Origin of the sequence: Roseixanthobacter finlandensis, from assembly GCF_043195105.2 — a bacterium.
GTDB lineage: Bacteria > Pseudomonadota > Alphaproteobacteria > Rhizobiales > Xanthobacteraceae > NCEH01.
Map to the genome: position 1 here is coordinate 810,720 of NZ_CM195536.1, position 17,487 is coordinate 828,206.

At 67.4% G+C, this 17,487-nt stretch carries 22 protein-coding genes; 3 read left to right on the top strand and 19 right to left on the bottom strand.

Annotation, left to right across the window (positions count from 1 at the left end; translation table 11 throughout):
- Positions 1-151 precede the first annotated feature (151 nt).
- Entirely contained in the window at positions 152-529 is a 378-nt protein-coding gene (locus V5G24_RS03730) for a carboxymuconolactone decarboxylase family protein (RefSeq protein ID WP_394067003.1), read from the top strand.
- A 372-nt stretch (positions 530-901) separates the two neighbouring features.
- Positions 902-1,660, top strand: a complete 759-nt coding sequence (locus V5G24_RS03735) for an SDR family NAD(P)-dependent oxidoreductase (RefSeq protein ID WP_394079682.1) — start codon at positions 902-904, stop codon at positions 1,658-1,660.
- Positions 1,661-1,889: 229 nt separating this feature from the next.
- Here V5G24_RS03735 and V5G24_RS03740 read toward each other — a convergent pair whose 3' ends face one another.
- Positions 1,890-3,122 (bottom strand): CaiB/BaiF CoA transferase family protein, encoded by a 1,233-nt coding sequence (locus V5G24_RS03740; protein WP_394079684.1) that lies wholly within the window; start codon positions 3,120-3,122, stop codon positions 1,890-1,892.
- Between the two features lie 172 nt (positions 3,123-3,294).
- Between V5G24_RS03740 and V5G24_RS03745 the strand changes: the two genes are divergently transcribed.
- Positions 3,295-4,290: a LysR substrate-binding domain-containing protein gene (locus tag V5G24_RS03745; protein WP_394079686.1), complete on the top strand. Its 996-nt coding sequence runs from the start codon at positions 3,295-3,297 to the stop codon at positions 4,288-4,290.
- A gap of 92 nt (positions 4,291-4,382) precedes the next feature.
- Here V5G24_RS03745 and V5G24_RS03750 read toward each other — a convergent pair whose 3' ends face one another.
- The 18 genes from V5G24_RS03750 to gvpA all read right to left on the bottom strand — a co-directional run bounded on the left by V5G24_RS03750 (position 4,383) and on the right by gvpA (position 16,940).
- Entirely contained in the window at positions 4,383-4,670 is a 288-nt protein-coding gene (locus V5G24_RS03750) for a hypothetical protein (protein WP_394079688.1), read from the bottom strand.
- 231 nt (positions 4,671-4,901) lie between these two features.
- Positions 4,902-5,207 (bottom strand): gas vesicle protein K, encoded by a 306-nt coding sequence (locus V5G24_RS03755; RefSeq protein WP_394079690.1) that lies wholly within the window; start codon positions 5,205-5,207, stop codon positions 4,902-4,904.
- A complete protein-coding gene (locus tag V5G24_RS03760) occupies positions 5,204-5,899 on the bottom strand; it encodes a GvpL/GvpF family gas vesicle protein (RefSeq protein ID WP_394079692.1) in 696 nt (231 codons plus the stop codon). The genes V5G24_RS03755 and V5G24_RS03760 overlap by 4 nt, the downstream gene beginning before the upstream one ends.
- A gap of 5 nt (positions 5,900-5,904) precedes the next feature.
- Entirely contained in the window at positions 5,905-6,141 is a 237-nt protein-coding gene (locus tag V5G24_RS03765) for a gas vesicle protein (protein ID WP_394079694.1), read from the bottom strand.
- A complete protein-coding gene (locus V5G24_RS03770; RefSeq protein WP_394079696.1) occupies positions 6,128-6,898 on the bottom strand; it encodes a GvpL/GvpF family gas vesicle protein in 771 nt (256 codons plus the stop codon). Before V5G24_RS03770 ends, V5G24_RS03765 begins: the two co-directional genes overlap by 14 nt.
- Before the next feature lie 128 nt (positions 6,899-7,026).
- On the bottom strand, positions 7,027-8,040 hold the full coding sequence (locus tag V5G24_RS03775; protein ID WP_394079698.1) for a GvpL/GvpF family gas vesicle protein: 1,014 nt from the start codon (positions 8,038-8,040) through the stop codon (positions 7,027-7,029).
- Entirely contained in the window at positions 8,037-10,157 is a 2,121-nt protein-coding gene (locus V5G24_RS03780) for a CDC48 family AAA ATPase (RefSeq protein WP_394079700.1), read from the bottom strand. The genes V5G24_RS03775 and V5G24_RS03780 overlap by 4 nt, the downstream gene beginning before the upstream one ends.
- Positions 10,147-10,509: a gas vesicle protein gene (locus tag V5G24_RS03785; RefSeq protein WP_394079702.1), complete on the bottom strand. Its 363-nt coding sequence runs from the start codon at positions 10,507-10,509 to the stop codon at positions 10,147-10,149. The genes V5G24_RS03780 and V5G24_RS03785 overlap by 11 nt, the downstream gene beginning before the upstream one ends.
- Positions 10,510-10,619: 110 nt before the next feature.
- The gene (locus V5G24_RS03790) at positions 10,620-10,898 is read right to left on the bottom strand and encodes a hypothetical protein (RefSeq protein ID WP_394079704.1); all 279 of its coding nucleotides are present in this window, start codon (positions 10,896-10,898) and stop codon (positions 10,620-10,622) included.
- Positions 10,895-11,158: a gas vesicle protein GvpO gene (gene gvpO / locus V5G24_RS03795; protein WP_394079706.1), complete on the bottom strand. Its 264-nt coding sequence runs from the start codon at positions 11,156-11,158 to the stop codon at positions 10,895-10,897. Before gvpO ends, V5G24_RS03790 begins: the two co-directional genes overlap by 4 nt.
- 118 nt (positions 11,159-11,276) lie before the next feature.
- The gene (locus V5G24_RS03800) at positions 11,277-11,528 is read right to left on the bottom strand and encodes a gas vesicle protein GvpG (RefSeq protein ID WP_394079708.1); all 252 of its coding nucleotides are present in this window, start codon (positions 11,526-11,528) and stop codon (positions 11,277-11,279) included.
- 10 nt (positions 11,529-11,538) lie between these two features.
- Entirely contained in the window at positions 11,539-12,348 is an 810-nt protein-coding gene (locus V5G24_RS03805) for a GvpL/GvpF family gas vesicle protein (RefSeq protein ID WP_394079710.1), read from the bottom strand.
- On the bottom strand, positions 12,345-13,364 hold the full coding sequence (locus V5G24_RS03810; protein WP_394079712.1) for a hypothetical protein: 1,020 nt from the start codon (positions 13,362-13,364) through the stop codon (positions 12,345-12,347). Before V5G24_RS03810 ends, V5G24_RS03805 begins: the two co-directional genes overlap by 4 nt.
- Before the next feature lie 4 nt (positions 13,365-13,368).
- Positions 13,369-13,926: an Hsp20/alpha crystallin family protein gene (locus V5G24_RS03815; RefSeq protein ID WP_394079714.1), complete on the bottom strand. Its 558-nt coding sequence runs from the start codon at positions 13,924-13,926 to the stop codon at positions 13,369-13,371.
- A 156-nt stretch (positions 13,927-14,082) separates the two neighbouring features.
- A complete protein-coding gene (locus tag V5G24_RS03820; RefSeq protein ID WP_394079716.1) occupies positions 14,083-14,439 on the bottom strand; it encodes a hypothetical protein in 357 nt (118 codons plus the stop codon).
- Complete coding sequence (gene gvpN / locus V5G24_RS03825; protein ID WP_394079718.1) at positions 14,436-15,533, bottom strand: gas vesicle protein GvpN; 1,098 nt, start codon at positions 15,531-15,533, stop codon at positions 14,436-14,438. Before gvpN ends, V5G24_RS03820 begins: the two co-directional genes overlap by 4 nt.
- A gap of 159 nt (positions 15,534-15,692) precedes the next feature.
- The gene (locus V5G24_RS03830) at positions 15,693-16,481 is read right to left on the bottom strand and encodes a hypothetical protein (protein ID WP_394079720.1); all 789 of its coding nucleotides are present in this window, start codon (positions 16,479-16,481) and stop codon (positions 15,693-15,695) included.
- Between the two features lie 246 nt (positions 16,482-16,727).
- Positions 16,728-16,940 carry a gas vesicle structural protein GvpA gene (gene gvpA, locus V5G24_RS03835; RefSeq protein ID WP_394079722.1) on the bottom strand — a complete coding sequence of 71 codons (213 nt, stop codon included), beginning with the start codon at positions 16,938-16,940 and terminating at the stop codon, positions 16,728-16,730.
- Positions 16,941-17,487 lie beyond the last annotated feature (547 nt).

The window sequence follows — 17,487 nt, forward strand, 5'->3', positions numbered from 1 at the left end:
TTTTCTTCGGCCCAAGTATTGCGCAAGAACGTATGATTGTATTATCACTTAACTTGTTTGCATGTTTCGGATGGCGGGCGCCCGGCACAGGACGCCGCTCCCGCCGGCGCCGAAACCGCCGGCCAGGTTCCAGAGAAAGGTGACGTGAGACATGACTGAAATGTTCGAGAAAGGCCTCGCCAAGCGCAAGAGCACGCTCGGCGCCGAATATGTGGAGAAGAATCTGGCCAATGCCGACGATTTTTCCCTGCCGTTTCAGGAAGCCATGACCGCCTGGTGCTGGGGCTTCGGCTGGGGCGACGAGACCATCGACGTGAAGACCCGCAGCATGATGAACCTCGCCATGCTCGGCGGGCTCGCCCGCTGGCACGAGTGGGAGATCCACTGCAAGGGCGCCCTGACCAATGGTGTGACCAAGGAAGAGATCCGCGCCATCATCCATGTGGTCGCCATCTATGGCGGCGTGCCCTGCGGCGTGGAATGCTTCCGCATCGCGCGCAAGGTGCTCCAGGAAGCCGGCCAGCTCTGAGGCCGGCCAGCTCTGGGCCGATCGCCATTCATGGCTTGACGCCATGGCAGCAGAACCTCGTCATGCACGGGCTTGTCCCGTGCATCCACGCGGCACCGTTGGTGCCAGCCGTTCAAGATCGGTGGGGTCGGCCCGGCGTGGATGGCTGGGACGTGCCCGGCCATGACGGCTTGTGAAAGCACGATAATCGCGCGCACCTGCCGTCACGCGTCTCGACGATACACCACGCCGCTGAATGTCGATCGGTCCTAGGGCAACGCGCGCAGAAGAGGCGCCGAACCCCACAAGTTCCGGTGGCGCGCTCTGCCCGGCGCCCGGCATGCCGGGCAGAGCGCGCACTTCATCGGGAACACGCATCGCGGGAGCATGGGAATGGATTTGGGACTTGCCGAACGGCGCGCCCTCGTCACCGGCGCGGGCAGCGGCATCGGCCGCGCGGTGGCGAAGGTGCTGGCCGCCGAGGGCGCAAGGCTTGTCATCGCCGCGCGCAATCCTGCGCCTTTGGAGGAATTGGCCGGCGAGATCGCCGCCGCGGGTGGCGTGCGCCCCATCGTGGCGACTGCCGATGTCGCGGGCCCGGACGGCGTCGCCCGATTGACCGCCGCCGCCCTGCAGGCGCTGGGCGGCATCGACGTGCTGGTGAACAATGCCGGCGCCTCGCGTCCCCTGGGCGAGCACGCGGGGGATGCGGAATGGGCCGAGGCCTTCGCGCTCAATTTCGACGCGGCGCGCCGCCTCACCGAGGCCTTCGCCCCCGGCATGAAGGCGGCGGGCTGGGGCCGGGTGGTGAACATTTCCGGCGCGGTGATCTCCAAGGTGATGAATGCGGCCATTCCCGCCAAGGCGGCGCTGGAAAGCTGGTCCAAGTCCGCCGCCGCCGAGCTCGCGCCCCACGGCATCACGGTGAACTGCGTGGCGCCCGGCCGCATCAAGTCGGTTCAGATCATGACGCGGCTTTATCCCACGGATGCGGCGCGGCAAAAATTCATCGACCAGAACATCCCCATGGGCCGCTTCGGCGAACCGGAGGAACTGGCGGATCTGGTGGTCTTCTTGTGCTCGAAGCGGGCAAGCTTCGTCACCGGCACCACCATTCCCGTCGACGGCGGCGGGCTGCGCTTCGCCTTCTAAAGCATTTTCGAGCGAAGTGGACTCCGGTTCGCGTGAAGAAAAATGCGACAACGCAATGAGTTAGAGTATTTCATCGTTTCTGTGAAACGATGAAATACTCTAAGGAACCGCGCCAGCGCGCCGATCGCGCGGCGCAAACAAGGGGTGCGCGCCGCGCGTTTCGCCCGCACCCGCCATCAAGGTCGCAGCAATGTCCCTTTGCCCGCCGCGCACCAGGGAACACGCAGGCTCAGCGCACCGCCGCGCTGGCCTTCAGGTCGCGGATCCGCTCCGCGCTATAGCCGCATTGCTCCAGGACCGCGTCGGTATGCTGGCCCATGACGGGCGCCGCGAACGGCGCCGGGCCTGGCGTGCGGGAGAAGTGCAGCGGCTTGGTCATGCCGCGATAGGTGCCGATCACCGGATGTTCGTAGGTGGTCACCAGATCCTGCGCCAGCACTTGGGGATGGTCGAACAGGTCTTCGATCGGCTGCACCGGGGCATTGGGCACCTTCTCGCCGAACATCTCCGCCCATTCCACCGCGGTATGCTTGCGCAGCGCGGCATGCAGGCGCGGGAGGATCACGTCCACATGGGCGATCCGGCTCGCCATGGTCGCCATGCGCGGATCTTCCTTGAAGTCCTGCATCTCCAGCATGTCGCACAGCGCATCCCAGAAGTGCTTGGAATGGGAGGAGATGTAGAGATACCCCGCCTTGGTGGGGTGGATGCCCGTGAGCGGCGCGAGGCGGATGTCGCGATTGACCGCGCGATCCTCGCCGTCCGCCCACACGAAGCGGGCCGATTGCATGGTGATAGCGCTGCGCAGGAGCGAGGAGCCGATATATTGCCCGTGCCCATCGCGCTCGCGCTGGAACAAGGCGGCCGAAATGCCGAAGGCCACCAGCGCGGAGGTGTAATAATCCACCACCGAGCCCAGCACGATCTCGGGTTCCCCGTCCGGCCCGCCCTGGAAGGTGCAGAGGCCCGTGAGACACTGGAGCACCTGGTCGAAGCAGGCATTATTGGCCATCGGGCCATGGTCGCCGAAGCCGGTGATGGCGCAATAGATGAGGCGCGGATTGATGGCCTTCAGGCGGTCATAGTCGATCTTCAGGCGCGGCGGTACGGAGGGGCGGAAATTGTGCACCACCACGTCGGCGGTGCGCACCAGATCGAGGAAGGTTTCGAGCCCCTCTTCCTTCTTCAGGTCGATGACGATGCCGCGCTTGCAGCGGTTTGCGCCCACGAAGGAGCGGCTCTCATCGGGCAGCGTCGAGGGATAGCTGCGCATCATGTCGCCGCTGGGCGCCTCGACCTTGATGACGTCCGCGCCGAGGTCCGCCAGCAAGGTGCAGCCATAGGGGCCGGCGAGATAGCTTGTCAGGTCCAGAACCCGGATGCCGGAGAGCGGCCCGCGCGGCTCGCGTGCGCCTGCCGGGCTCTCGCTATCGCAGAAGGTGTTTTCGCGCGCCTCAGGCATTCGTCCCGTCCTTCTTGTTTGTTTGCCGCACGGATGGGTGCAGGTTCGCTCCCCCGGCCCGGCGGAGAGGGCCGTCCACGCGTGCTTTCCTATGTGCTGGCGCGCACGACCAAAAATAACGTTCGGGCCTACCGCATATATCTCCCTGGTATGGTTGGAGGAGGACTTTGAGATGAATGCTTCGTTCCGGCCACCCGTGGGCGCCTTCAGGAGCGAAAGGTTCGATCTGCGGAAGCTTCATTATTTCGCGCGCATCGTCGAACTGGGCAGCATCTCGCGGGCGTCGGCGGAATTGCACGTCGCCCAGCCCGCCTTGAGCAAGAGCATGCGATGCCTGGAATTCGACCTGCGCACGTCGCTGCTGGAGCGCTCCTCCAAGGGCGTGCGCCCCACCCGCGCCGGCGAGAAGCTCTATGCGCATTGCAAGATCGTGTTTCACCAATTGGAGATGGCGCGCTCCGAGATCCAGGGCTCGCTGGAGGAGCCCACGGGCAGCGTCACGATCGGCATTCCCTACAGCGTCAATCTCATCCTCGCCGCGCCGCTGCTGCGCGAGACCCTGGTGCGGTTTCCGGCGATCGAGCTTCAGATCGTGGAGGCGCACAGTTGCGGCATCGCGGTGCATCTCATGTCGAATTCCATCGACGTGGGCGTCATGGTCCGCGAAGGCAATCTCAATCCCGCCATCCACGCCCATGACCTGGTGGAGGAAGAGTTCCTGCTGGTGCGCTCCAGCCAAGGCGCGGAACGGGGGGACGAAGCCGTCCGGCTCGAAGACGTGGTCGACCGGCCGCTGATCCTGGCGAAGGGTCAGCTGCGGACCATGGTGGAGGAGCGCTTCGCCCGCCGCGCCCTGAGGCTCGCCGCCGTGCGCGAGATCGAGACCTTCAGCATGATCCCCCAATGCGTGGAGGCGGGCATCGGGGAAGCCATCCTTCCCGCCGGTTGGATCAGCGCCCTGGGCCAGACCCGCACCATCTGCACGCGCTTCGAGGAGGCGACGATGAACCGTCGCCTCGCCATCTGCCATACCGCCTCGCGGCCTTTGAGCTATGCGGCGCTTTGCGTGAAGGATCTGGTGCGGCAGATCGCGGCCGGGCTGATCGAAACCGGCCAATGGCACAGCGCCCGCATGATGGCCGTCCCGGCCGCGCTGGTGCGCGGCTGAACAATGGCGTCGGGACCCGCACGCCGGCGCTTGCCCCCGTGATCATCAGCCCCGGTGCGCGACCGCTGGCGATCGGGTCGAGACACAGGTGTTCAGGTCAAAGAGCTGAGACGCTCGAAGATGGCGCGCGCCATATGCCGCGAACCATTGCGGTCATACGCCTCGGCCAGTCTCAGTAACCCCTCTTCCGAGGCAATGGCTTGAGCGGTCCCGGTATGCTCTTCTGACAGCATCCAATAGATATCCGCCGCCTGACACGTTCGGCCTTCATTCTGATAGCGCTGCGCCATGGCCAGAAGCTGATCCAGGCCCCGGTGAACCACATCCCATCTGCGTTCTTGCCATAGGACGCCACGCGCCGCCGATTGTTCAATCTGCATAGCACTTCTCCTCCTCACATACTTGAAGAGCGATAATATTTTGAGAATATCATAAAATAAATTATCAAAAAATTCAATTATATATTTAACATAATTAAAATATTATATAATATATATGTATAATAATGGATTGCAGCATTTAGGTATAATATTTTTCCTACGAATTGCAAACAACTTGCGTGATCGTGAGGGGTTTTTGTTCGAAAGTCATCATCGTCACTCCACAGGCGCTCATAATCCGTCGAGAGGAATATTCAGCTTGAGGGAGATGTCGCCCTCCTCAAGGCCGAAGTGCCGGCGCAGCTCCTCCATCTTCTGTTCCAGGCGCAGCAGGGCGAGACCGAGCCGCTCGATTTCCTCCTCGCTCAGCGTGCCGCCCTCCACCCGGCGGATGGCCTGACGCTCCACCACCTGTCGCACCGTCTCCACCAGCATCAGAACCAGCCGGACGAGGCCCTGTTCCACCCGGTCGGGATCAATGTCGATACGGCCCCTGAGCGCCGCGTCGAGGGTCTCGTGCGTGCATTCCGCGGTCATGGGCCGCCTCCACTCAGGTTGGGGTCGGAAAAGGAATAGGGCGGCCAGGGGCCGGTCACGGTGATGCCGAGGTCCGGGCGCAGGTGTTGCAGGGCGGAAACGTCGGCGAGGAACGAGGACGCAAAGGCGCGCAATACGAGGAACGACGCCCGCAGGTCCGGCTGGGAGGGGGAGCGCGCCCACAGCAGACGGTCTGTCGCATGGGTCGCGAGCCCGTCATGGGGAAACTCCGCCGTGGAGGACGGCCAGCCCCTTTCGCGCCGCGCAAGGGTGCGCAGATGGCTCGCGCCCGGCCCGCGCCCGTCCAGCCGCGACAACGGACCGGTGGCCGGGTCGGGGATCTCGGGCAGGCCGGCCACCCGCAAGGCGAACTCCAGGCAATGGCGCACCCGGTCAAGCTGTGTGCTGAGAACGTCGTGATGGCGCGTCAGCAGGTGGCGGCAGGCGGCGGCGTCTTCCGTCAGCGTACCGAACCGCAACGGCAGCATCGTGCGTCCCTCCATGAGAGCGCCCACCACCTCCTGGTGGCGCAGGACATGGGCCGCATTGGGCGCGATCGTCGCATCCGCGATGTCGCTGACGGCGCAGGCCAGGCCGCACGCCTCCACGAACATCGGCGTTCCCCCCCCGATGCCGGTGGGCATCGGGATTGTCGGGGGTGGAGATTCCAGGATCGCATAAAGATAGAGCATGGCATTTAGCCTGCGTGATGGTTCCGCCCGTCCGGCGGGCTCGCCGCGGCCTCGCGCATTCGGTTCACGGTATCGGTGGAGGTCAGGAGTATCTTGAGGCCCAGATAAACGAGATCGACGCCGGCCACCGAGATGGTGGCCTCGCCCCAGAGCACCAGGCCCTTGTGGAGCACCCGATCCAACAGATCGGCGACCGCAATCTCGCCGGTGGTGCGCGAGGGGATGGGGTTAAGGTCGGACAAGGCCGTCTCCTGCGAAATTATAGGCCCCCCAAGGGCCGGTCAGGGCATAGTGCATCCCTTCGTCGGCGTAGGCGCCCTCCAGTTCGGAAAGGCACGCCCGCCAGGCGGGCTCGTCCTGAAGGGCCACCAGATAGGCCCCGTTGAGCGCCATCGTGCCCGGCTGCCGATGCAGTTCCGGCGGCTGCAGGGGATTGGAGACCGCCGCCCGGGCGTGGGCGGCGAGACGCTGGTGGCTCGTCGTCACGCAATGATTGAGGGCCGCCTCGGCCGCGGCACGGGCCTGCTGTTCCTCCTTCTTGCGCCGGAAGAAGGCCGCGCCCGCGCCGGGTCCTGCGGGCTCCGGCGCCCGGACCGTGGGGTCCCGAGCCTTCACGAAGAGCTTCACGCCCCATTCCCGGGCGCCGCGCAGGCGGCCGACGGACTGCTCCAACGCCGCCCGGTGGAGGGCGAGCGCCGCGCCGAGCGCGTCAGCGCCGGAAAACAGGGTGCAGAATTTCAGCGGGAGCACCGTGGCGCGGGTCAGGAGGGCGCAGACCACCCGCTCGTGGCCCAGCACTCGCGCGTGCGTCCATGGCATGTCCTCCAGGTGCGCCGGCAGCGCCTCGGCCCCGAACAGGTGCTCCGGCACCGGGCTCGCCACCGCGGCGAGCGCGCCGGAGGACACCTGCCAAACCGGCACGCCGGGCAGGATGCCCTCCGGCAGAAGGTCCATTCCCTCCGGGCCATGGTCCGCGATGATCGCGTAGACATACAGCATGGACACCTCCCGCCTCCTCTGACGCGGACATCTGGTGGTTTTCGGCTCCTCCGTCCTCCCGGCATACCGGAGGGCGGCATTTCTGTTCGCGGCGCCGCCCCCGCGCATCGCCGGTGCCTGGAGGCGCCTCAGTCCGGTAGCGGTTCCTGCTGTCTGCGGAGCGACACTGGCGCCGCTTCCGCCTGAAGCACCCGATAGGCCGCGGAAAGGTGCAGGAAGCCGGCGGTGTCGCCCTCCTCCTCTGCGTGGAGCGGCCCGGCCGGAGCGGTTGCGGCCTCCTGATGCACGAGGTCAGGATGGACAAGGCGCAGCGCCCGACGATAGGCGGCTTTCACCGCGTCCGGGCCGGCATCCGGCTCCACGCCCAGTTCGGCGCGGGCGCCGCGGACCGCCGCCGCCGGCGCCAGATGGACATGGACCGAGGCAAAGCTGTAGGGCGGCAGCGGTCCCACGAGACGGAAGGTGAGCCCGCCGTCGAACGCCGCGTCCAGCGCTTCCAGAACCTCGACCAGCGCGCCGTCCGTTCCGCGGTCCACCAGCAAGGCGAGGCTGACGACGCCATCGGGTTCGCTCGGCCCGGTCGTGGCGAGATCCTGCGTGGCGGCCCGCAGGCGCTCCATCACCCGGCAGCGGACCTCCCGCCGCTCCGCCGCCACCAGGCCTTCGAGCATCGCGCCAAGGGCCCTGCGTGCCGGCGCGTCGCCGCCGTCGGCCGCATGGCGCAATTGCGCGGGAACGTCGGCAAGGCGCCGCGCCACCACGGCGTCGAGGTTCCAGCGCACGGAGAGGTCCATCTCGAACCGGGAGCCCAGGGCATTGAAGGCGCCCTGGAGCACGTCGGCGCCGTGGCTCAGCATGTGGCGAACGCGGCCCTCGTCCTCCAGCACGGTGCCCAGCGCCACCGGCAGCACCGGAGCTTCGGCGAGCAGCCGTTCCATCACCTTCTGGCTGGCGAGGAGCCAGGGCAGCAGCGCGGCGCGCTCGCGGCCCTTCAGGCCGCCTTCCGGCGCGGCGCCGACCACGGCGGCAAGCGATCCGGCCGTGATGGCCCGCAGGCCGGGCGGCAGGCCCTCGCGATCCGCGAGGAAGGCGGGACCGATGCTGTCGGCAGGCACCACGGCGAAGACGAGAAGCTCGGTCATGGGGCACGTTCCCTCTTCGTGGCGATCAGGGCGTCGTCGAAATGCTGCTGCGTGACCTGCAAGGTGGCCGCGGCTTCATCGCCACCGCGCTCCACCACGTCGCGGATGGCGGCAATGCCGGCATGGCGGCACAGGGCTTCGAGGTCGGCTCCCACCATGCCTTCGGTGCATGCGGCGAGGGCCGCGAGGTCGACACCCGGCGCCAGCGGCATGCGCCCGGCGTGGACATCGAGAATGGCGCGCCGGCTCTCAAGGTCGGGCGCCTGGAACTCCACCAGGAAGTCGAACCGTCCGGGCCGCAGCAAGGCGGCGTCGATCTGGTCCAGCCGGTTGGTGGCCGCCACCACGGTGACGCCGCGCAGGTCCTCGATGCCGTCGATCTCGGTGAGAAGCTGGGCCACCACCCGGTCCGTCAGGGCGCCGCCGGTGCCGCCGCGATTGGGGGTGAGGGTGTCGATCTCGTCGAAGAACACGATGCAGGGCGCGGTCTGGCGGGCCTTGCGAAACACTTCGCGTACGCCGCGCTCGGATTCACCCGCCCACATGGACAAAAGCTGCGGGCCCTTCACGGCGATGAAATTGGCGCCGCTCTCCCCCGCCAGGGCCTTGGCCATCAGGGTCTTGCCGGTGCCCGGCGCGCCGTAGAACAGGATGCCCTTGGGCGGCTGGATGGCGGCGGCGGCGTAGAGCGCCGCATGTCGGGTGGGCCATTCCACCGTCTCCACCAGCAGCCGCTTTATGTCCTCGAGGCCGCCCAGGTCCGCCCATCTCTTGTGGGAGGCCTGGGTGACGATCTCGCGCAGCGCACTCGGCTGGGTGCCGGCCTGGGCGGCGGCGAAATCCTCGGCCGTGACGACCAGCGCCGCAAGCTTCTCCTCCGAGATCCGGCTGTCCTCGAAGTTCAGGTCGGGGATCAGCCGCCGCAGGGCGCTCATCGCCGCCTCGCGGCACAAAGCGGCGAGGTCCGCCCCCACGAAGCCGGGGGTGTGGAAAGCGAGCCGGGCAAGGTCCACATCGGCGGCCAGCGGCATGCCCCGGGTATGGATCTCCAGGATTTCCCGGCGCCCGTTCTCGTCGGGCACGCCGACAACGATCTCCCGGTCGAACCGGCCGGGCCGGCGCAGCGCGGGGTCGATGGCGTTGGGGATATTGGTGGCGGCGATGACGATCACTTGGCCGCGTGACTGGAGCCCATCCATCAGCCCGAGGAGCTGGGCCACAACCCGGCGCTCCACCTGCCGGTCGCCGCTCATCTCCTCGCGCTTGGGGGCGATGGCGTCCAATTCGTCGATGAAGATGATGGAGGGGGCGTTCTTCTCCGCCTCGTCGAACATGCGGCGCAACTGCGCTTCGCTCGCCCCGTACATCTTGTCGATGATCTCGGGGCCGTTGAGGTGGATGAAGTGTACGTTGGCTTCCCGCGCCACCGCACGCGCGATCAGGGTCTTGCCGGTGCCGGGCGGGCCGTACAGCAGCACGCCCTTCGGGGATTCGATGCCGAGATGCTGGAACACCTCCGGGTGCTTCAGCGGCAGCTCGATCATCTCGCGGATGCGCCGCACCTCCTTGGAGAGCCCGCCCACGTCCTCATAGGTGACGGCGTTGCCTTCGGCCGCGCCGTCCAGGCAGCGCACCTGGGTGTCCGGCCCGATCAGCACCGGGCCGGGCGGATCGGAACTTTCCACGGTGAATTCGCGGGTCTGGGCGCCCACCAGCGTGGTGCGCACCCGGTCGCCGGCCAGCATGGGAATGCCGTCGAGCAGCCGCATCAGGGTGCGCGGCTCCGGCGCGCGGGTGCGCGAGCCGACCTGGGCCAGGGTGACGGCGCGGGCTCGCGCCACGGTGGCGGGACGCAGCGTCACCTGCTCGTCGAGGCTGGCACCGGCATTGACGCGCGCAAGGCCGTCCATCTGCACCAGGCTCTGCCGGCGCATGCCGGCATGCGCCGGCATCACCCGCGCCACCGTGGCGCGGCGGCCGATGATGGACACCACGTCGCCCACGACCACGTCGAGCCGCCGCATGTCTTCGGGATCGAGCCGGATCAGCCCGCGCCCGACATCCCGGGTGGGCGCCTCGCAGACCCGGAATGTGAAGGCAGCGGGTTCATCGGCCATGATGCGCCTCCTGGTTCGCGAGCGTCTGGCCCGCGAGCGCGGGTGCCATCGCCTCGGGCGGCGCCACGGCCGCTTCCAGCCGGTCGAGCCGCTCGCGCAGCAGCCGGTTCTCCTCCGCCATCTCCCGTGCCTGGGAATTGAGGTTGGGATCGCTCTGCCACCAGTTGATGCCCATGGACATGGCGCGGTCCACCGAGGCCACCACGAGGCGCAGGCGGATATTCAGCAGTTCCACCTCCACCAGCGAGATGGTGATGTCGCCGGCGATCACGATGCCCTTGTCCAGCACGCGCTCCAGAATGTCCGCCAGCCCCGCCGCCTGAAGGGAATGCTCCATCCGCTGTTCGCTCATCTCTGTCCACTCCCTGTCCGCGTCTTCCCGTCCGGCGGCCATCCGGCGCGCATGCGCCGTGGCTCATCGGCTTCGACGTGCCCGCGCGCCGCAGCGGCGCGCGGAATTCCTCAGGACACCAGCCGCGCCGCGCGCAGGAGAAGGCTGGAGGCGTTGGCGCGCAGGTGCGAGAAGTCCTCGCACAGGCGGCAATTGAGGTTGTCCGCCTGGCGGTCCTTGCAGGCGAGGAGGTCCTCCGCGACCGCACGGAGGCGGGTGGCGAAGGCCACTTTTTCCGGCAGGCGCGTCGCGCGATTGAGGGCGCCGGTCAACGCGCGGATCTCAGCTTCCTGCGCCGCGAAGATGCCGGCGGGGCAGAGGATGCGGGCCTCACCCGTCTCAACGGTCACGGCGCGTCCTCCATCACCTGGTCACGCAGATAGCGGCGCGAGCGGTGGTAGCCGGTCACGTTGCCATCCCGGTCCAGGATGATGCGGTAGGCGGCCAGCAGATCGGTCGAGGCCGGGATGCGCTTCAGCTCCAGAAGATTGACCGTCATCTCCCAACCGTTTTCGGTCAGATTGAAGTCCGAGACGCTGTCGGCGGAGAAGCCGGTCAGCTCCTGCACCTGCGTTTTCACCTTGCGGATCAGTTCCAGTGTCGTTGCCATAGGCTGCCTCCTTAGCTCCGCGCGTGCTACCGCGGGGCCGAACCAATTGCCTCAGATCGTCCGGGCGGGCAGCGGAGCCGCCGAGGCGGGAAGCATGCTGCTTTGCGCGCCGCGCGCTTCAAGCGCCGCTACGCGCCCGCTCCCGGGCGATCTTCAGGCGCTCCAGCAGGATTTCCTCCTGCGTCTCGAAATCTGCCTCGCCAATCTCGCCAGCCTCGAGCTGCTGCTCCAGATCGAGGAGCGCGGCCCGGATCACGTTCTCGTCGTAGAGCGTGCGCTCGGCTTGCTCGGCGATGATCCGGGCCAGCCACAGCACCCCCTTCAAGGGCCCCACGGCCGGTGCGAAAACCACATTGCTCAGAATGCCCATAGCCGCCTCCCTACCAGTGAATGACAATCGCGACGAAGTTGTAGGGCGGCACCGGCCCGACGTATTTGAAGGTGAGCCGCCCGCCCCATTCGGCATCCATGGCGCGGATGCTCCGATCGAGTTCGGCCTCGTGCACCGCCTCCACCAGGAAGGCGCCGTTCATCACCATGCGGTCGCCGATGGGCTTGTTCAGCTTCGTCTTGTGAACGAAGGGCCGCACCCGGCCGAGGATGCGCTCCTCGTCCTCCCGGCGCTTGCGCTCCAGGGCCTGGCCGATCTGCTCGCCGAGGCGGATGCGCTCGAAATGGGTCTTGTCGGGCGATTTCCCGATGAGGGAATCGCGCAGCTTGCGGATGCCGGGATCCTCCGCGAGCACTTCCTCGAACACCACTTCCTCCCGCCACGACGCCTTGAGCCCCAGCTCCATGCGCCCGCGCATCTGCTCAAGGTGCGCGGTGAGCTCCTCGCGGCGGCCGCTCAGGATCTTCTCGGCGATCACCTCGGTGCCCACCGCCACGGTGCCGAAGCACACCGGCAGCAGGGTATGGCTGGCCATCACCTCTTCCAGGACGCGGGTATGGGCCATCATGTGGCGGCGGCTGTTGTCGTACTCGATGCGCGGGGAATCGCTCACCACTGCCGCGAGGCGTCCCACCGCGAAGGTATGCACCACGTCGCCGCGGCCGCCGATGCCCGGCGCCGCGAAGGTGGCGGGGGCTGGGGCATCGATGATGCCGTAGAGATATTTGCCCTCCGCGCAGGCCGACGCCTCGTCGGCGGTGCCGTTGGCGGTCATGGTTTCGGTCATGGTTTCCGTCATGGCAGGCTCCCGGAATGGAGCGCCGGGCGCGCGGGGGCGAGGCGCAGGGTGAGGGGCGCGCCGCCTTCGGAGAGGAAGGCGGACAGGCGGGCCAGGATGTCGGCGCACCAGGATGCCAGCGCCGTGCCGCCCCAGTCCGGCTTCAGCTGCAGGAAGAGGGTCCGCAGGTCGCGGTAGATGCCGGCCACATCCGGCGCCATGGTGGACATGAGGCGGTCCACCAGCAGGTCCTCCAGCTCGGTGGCCTCGGCGGCAAGCCCGGTTTGGACGAAGGGAACGACTTCGAGGGTGAAAGGCAGGCTGACCTGGGCGTCGGCGAGCCGCAGGAGCGGGCGCAGCTCTTCGGGCGGCAGCGTGCCCGCGGCCACGCCCGCCGCGGCCCGGCGCTCCAGCTCGGCGCGCTGGGGCAGGTTGCTCACCGCGCGGCGCAGGGTGATGCGATCCAGATGGGCCAGCGCGTCGGCGAAGCCGGTGCTGAGGCAGAAGGCATTGGCGAGCAATTCGGTCACTGCGCCGGTGGACAGCGTCCGACCCAGCTGCGCGGCCAGGGGCGCAAGGGCGGCGGGGCCTTCGGCCTCCACCGTCAGCGCGCGCGCGGCGGCGGTGACCGGTGCCTCGGAGAGGGGATGGGCGTGCTCGTGGGCCAGCAGGCCCTCGGCAGCAAGGCTGTCGCCCCAATAGCCCTCCGCCACCATGATCTGGCGGTTCACGAAGACGAAGCACTCCATGGCGTGGCGCGGATCGTAGAGATTGACCATGGGGCGCTGCGGGAGGCGCACCAGATCGTCCGCCAGCATCCGGTGCGTCTGCGCCAATTGGCCCACCAGCGGCGCAAGGTCGTCGAGGACGAACAGGGTCACCGTCTCATGGGGCCACAGGCCGCGGTCCACCAGCTTGCGCACCACCCGTTCCTCCGCCTGGACGATGGCGGAGATGTCGGCCGCGCAGTCGGTGACGACCCGCACCTGGGCTGCCCCCACGGTGAATACGCCGATCCCCTCCACCGTCCCGGTCATGGCCTCAGACCTTCCGAAGCTTGACCTGGAGGATGCCGTTGCGATGGCTGCGCTCCAGCGAGGCCGGGTCGATGTTGCCGGGTAGGGCGACTGTCTTGGCGTAGCGGTGGCGGCCGGTGGTGGCGAGGGCGAGGTGGTTGCCGTCCAGGGCGAGCGAGATCTCGTTCTCTGCCACGCCGGGGATCTCGGCGGTAACGATGACCTCGTCGGCCTCGTCGAACACGTCCACCAGCGGTTCGCGCACGTCCTCCACCACCGGGCCCTTGGGACCGGTGTTGAGATTGCCGAACCGGCGGACCTGGGGGACCCCGCCGATCCCGGTGCGGACGCTGAAGCCGTAGACGCCGCGGGCCTGGTCGCCGAGCCCTTTTACCTTGAACTCGCCCTGGCGTTCGATGTCCTCAGCCTTCTCCACCAGCGTGCCGAGCATCTCCACGAAGCCACCGAGGCCGCGGAATGCCGCGCCGAGATCAGCCATGGCCTCGGCCTTGCGGGCTGCCTCCGGCCCGGCGCCCTCCGCCTTGTGCGGGCCCTTGTCCTGATCCTTGTCCTTGTGGGTCATGGAACCACTCCCCTTCAGAGGCCTGGATTTCTGGGATGCTTGGTGGTTCGACCGCGACCGATGGACCCCATCTGTCGCTTGCGGATCGAACCATAAGTCTTTGACTTGACGAATTAATTTTTAGAAACGGGGGTGCCATCCGTTTCGGCTGGTCCATTAGTATTCGATATGCGGGTGCGCGCGGGGCGCGGCAGGCGCGGCGCCGGCGGTCTGCGATCGCCGCTGGCGTTTGGACGGGGACACGCCCCGGGGGGCGCCGGACGGCGCATCCAGCAGCAGGGCCTGCATCGCCGCAAGCTCCTCCTCCACCTTGGCCAGCATCCGCTCGGCCTCGGCCTTGCGGGTGTTCCATGCGTCCAGCTCGCGCTGAATGCGGATGCGTTCGTTCTCCAGCCGCGCGAACCGGCTCACCGCCTGTGTCCGGTTGGCGGGGGCGGAGCGGGTGATCTGGGTCTGGACCGTGGAAACTTCCCTCAGCCCCCGCATCCGCGCCACCTTGCGATCATTGCTCATGATTGTGCGCCTTCGGGTTGGCTCAGCGGCACGGCCCTGCGGCGCCCGCGCGGCGCCACGGCCGAGGGGCAGTGGATCGCGATGAGGGTGAGGAGCGCGGCCCGGCGCTCCGCACGCGCCTCGGCATCCGCCCGCTGGCCGGAGAAGATGCGCGACTCGAGGGCGTCCACGCACAGCTGCACGAAGCGCGGATCGTCGACGGAGACGGCGAAGCCACCCTGCGCCGCCACGCGGGCGATCATCAGGCTGGCACGCAGGGTCGGGGTCTGCTGGTAGGCGCCGGAGGCGCGGAAGGCGCGCACCAGGTCGATGATCCGGGCGGCGGCGGCCTCGGCAAGGCCGGTGCGCGCGGCGGCGACCGCCAGCTCCATGGCCCGGTCGGGATAATCCACGTCGATGGTGGCGAGGCGGTCGGCCAGAGCGTCCTGGCTGGAATGGACGCCGGCATATTCCTGCGGGTTGCTGGTGAAGATGGCCCGGAACTCCGGGTGGACGCGGATATAGCATTCCTCTCGCGCCTGGGCGGGCAGGAACAGCATCTTCTCCTCGAACACGCCCAGCAGCACGTTGTGCGTCTCCGGCCGCGAGCGGGTGAATTCGTCATAGACGAGGGTATAGCCCTCGCGGCAGGCGGTGGTCAGGCGATGGTCGGTCCAGTGCTGGTTGGCGGTCTCTTCCAGCTTGGTCACATTGTGGATGAACTGGTCCACCACCTTCCGGTAATGATAGCCGCGCTGTGATCCCACGAGGTCGGCCGTGCCCAGCTCGTTGTCGCCGGTGATGACGATCACCGGCCGGCCAAGCTGCGCCGCCACGTGCAGGGCGAGGGTGGTCTTGCCCGTTCCAGCCGGCCCGCGGAAATGCAGCGGATAGCCCGCATTGAGGAAGCCCAGCGCGCGGCCGGTGAGGTCCTTGACCTGCTCGGTCTCGACGAAGCCCGCCCGCGGGCGGGGTGTCAGCGCCGAGGAGGTGGGCCGCCGGGCGGCATCCGGCACCAAGGGCGATGGCTCGGCGGACGCCGCCGCCACACGCAGCGCCCCCGCCGACGCGCCAGACGCCGCGGCACCTGGCTTGGAGGCCGGCGAAAGAGGCATTCTGGATGCAACCTCAGTAGTCATGCGAAAATCCTCACCGGTTGCCGAAACCGCAATTGCCGCCCACCAGATCGAAGAGGTGTGGTTCGGCCCGCAGTCGAACCACTAGCGGGCGCCGGCGCGCGGGGAGCGCCGACGCGCCGGGGTCTCCTTTGAACGTCACTCGGACTTGCCAGACCCCGCCTTCTCCACCGCCGGCTTCTGCGCGGCGGGCTTGATCTCTGCGGCGGGCTTGCTCTCGACCTTCGCCTCGACCTTGGCGGCGGGCTCGTGGTGAGGCGCGTCGCCCTTCGCGGGCTCCGCCTTGATCGGCTCCGCCTTCAGGGGCTCGGCCTTCAGGGGCTCGGCCTTCATCGGCTCGGCCTTCATGGGCTCGGCCTTCATGGGCTGGGCCTTCATGGGCTCGGCCTTGGCATGATGTGCGGCAGGGGCGTGATGGTCCGCCCCGGCACGTCCGAGCCAGATGACCGAAGCCTCTTGGCGGTCCTTGGTCAGGCCTTCGAGGAAGGCGAGGTTGCGGGCCATCAGCTCGCGCATGGTGGCGCTGAGGGCCTGGCGGTCGCGCCGGCGCTGGCGCAGGTTCTCGGCGGCCTCCTTGCGACGCATCGCGAGCTGGGTGCTCATCCATTTGCGGGTGTCGCTGCGCAGGGTCTTGAGCCCTGCGGCCAGCGCGCGGTCGAGTTGGACGGCCTGCTTGATCCGGTCCTTACGGTAGCCGTCGATGCGCTCGTCGGCGCTGCCGAGCAGGATGGCGGTCCCGAGCTTCATGCTGCGCAGCGCCTCCGTCAGGCGGTGTTGCTGCTCGGAAGCCATCTGCCGTTGGGCGGCGCGCGCATCGCTCAGATGGCGGGCGGCATCGGTGCGGATGCGCCCCAGGTCCTCGCGGCGCGCGGCGCGCGCTGAGGACAGCGTGGTAACGGTATGGGAAATCTGGCCGGCCAAAGACATGCTTCGATCCTCCGTGCCCAAGATGGGATTCACCCGTGAATTCACCGCCAATCGGTCGAGAGGCGTACTGCCTGTCCGGCCCGGCGACCCGATCGCGCGGGTCCGGTCGGCTTGCCGGGCAAGCTGATCGGACCCGGCATCAGAGCCTTTTCCGCAAGGACCAGAGGTCTTCGCAGAAGGATTGGCTCCGAGAGCGCGAGCCGATGAGCCCGCCCGGCCGGATCACTGCAATCCGACCGATGATTGTCAGGCGGTCTGCGCGCCCGCGGTGAGCCCAACGGCTTCCGCATACTTCAGATAGGTGTCGACACCCGCGATCACGACGCGAGCCTCAACGGCCAGCAATTCGATGCCGACCAGCGAGACGCGAACCCAGGCGTCAACCACCACGCCCTTGTCGAGGATGCGATCCACGACTTCGGCAAGGCTGCTCGAGGCGTTGATTTTCTCTACGGCCATTTGAACCTCCTCAGAACCAATGCTGGATATGCCCGAATGCTGCCATGGCCACCCCGAGCGAGCCGCCGATGGGGCCTTCGAACGACCTCACTATGCGGTGAAGGGAACCCGGACCGAAAGGCACGTGATTCCGCCCTTTCCCCCGTCGAAACCCCGCCTGACCGGGGTCGGGCGCGCGGCGTGCATGGGGCGATCCCTGCCCCTTCCGGGGAGAAACCCCGAGAGAAGTGGGGAGGACCCGGTCCGATCGTCCATCGGGCTTTGCAGGGTTAGGGTGGGAAGGGGGGCCGGTCGCGACCATGGACATTCGACCGATTCACACCTCGCCATCGAGGGCGGGTGTCAATGGGCGTATTTCATGTATACTCAATCATAACGTGCAAGCAGACTGCGCGGGCAGGCCGGATTTGGCGGAACGATTCGGTCGATCGGGTCGTCTGAAAAAGTCTGCAGGGCAACTTAAAAATTGACCGCAATCCAAAATTTCTGTACTATATTACTTCTATTATTGTTTAGAGCAGTCTTTTTTTGTGAAACCTCTTGGGGT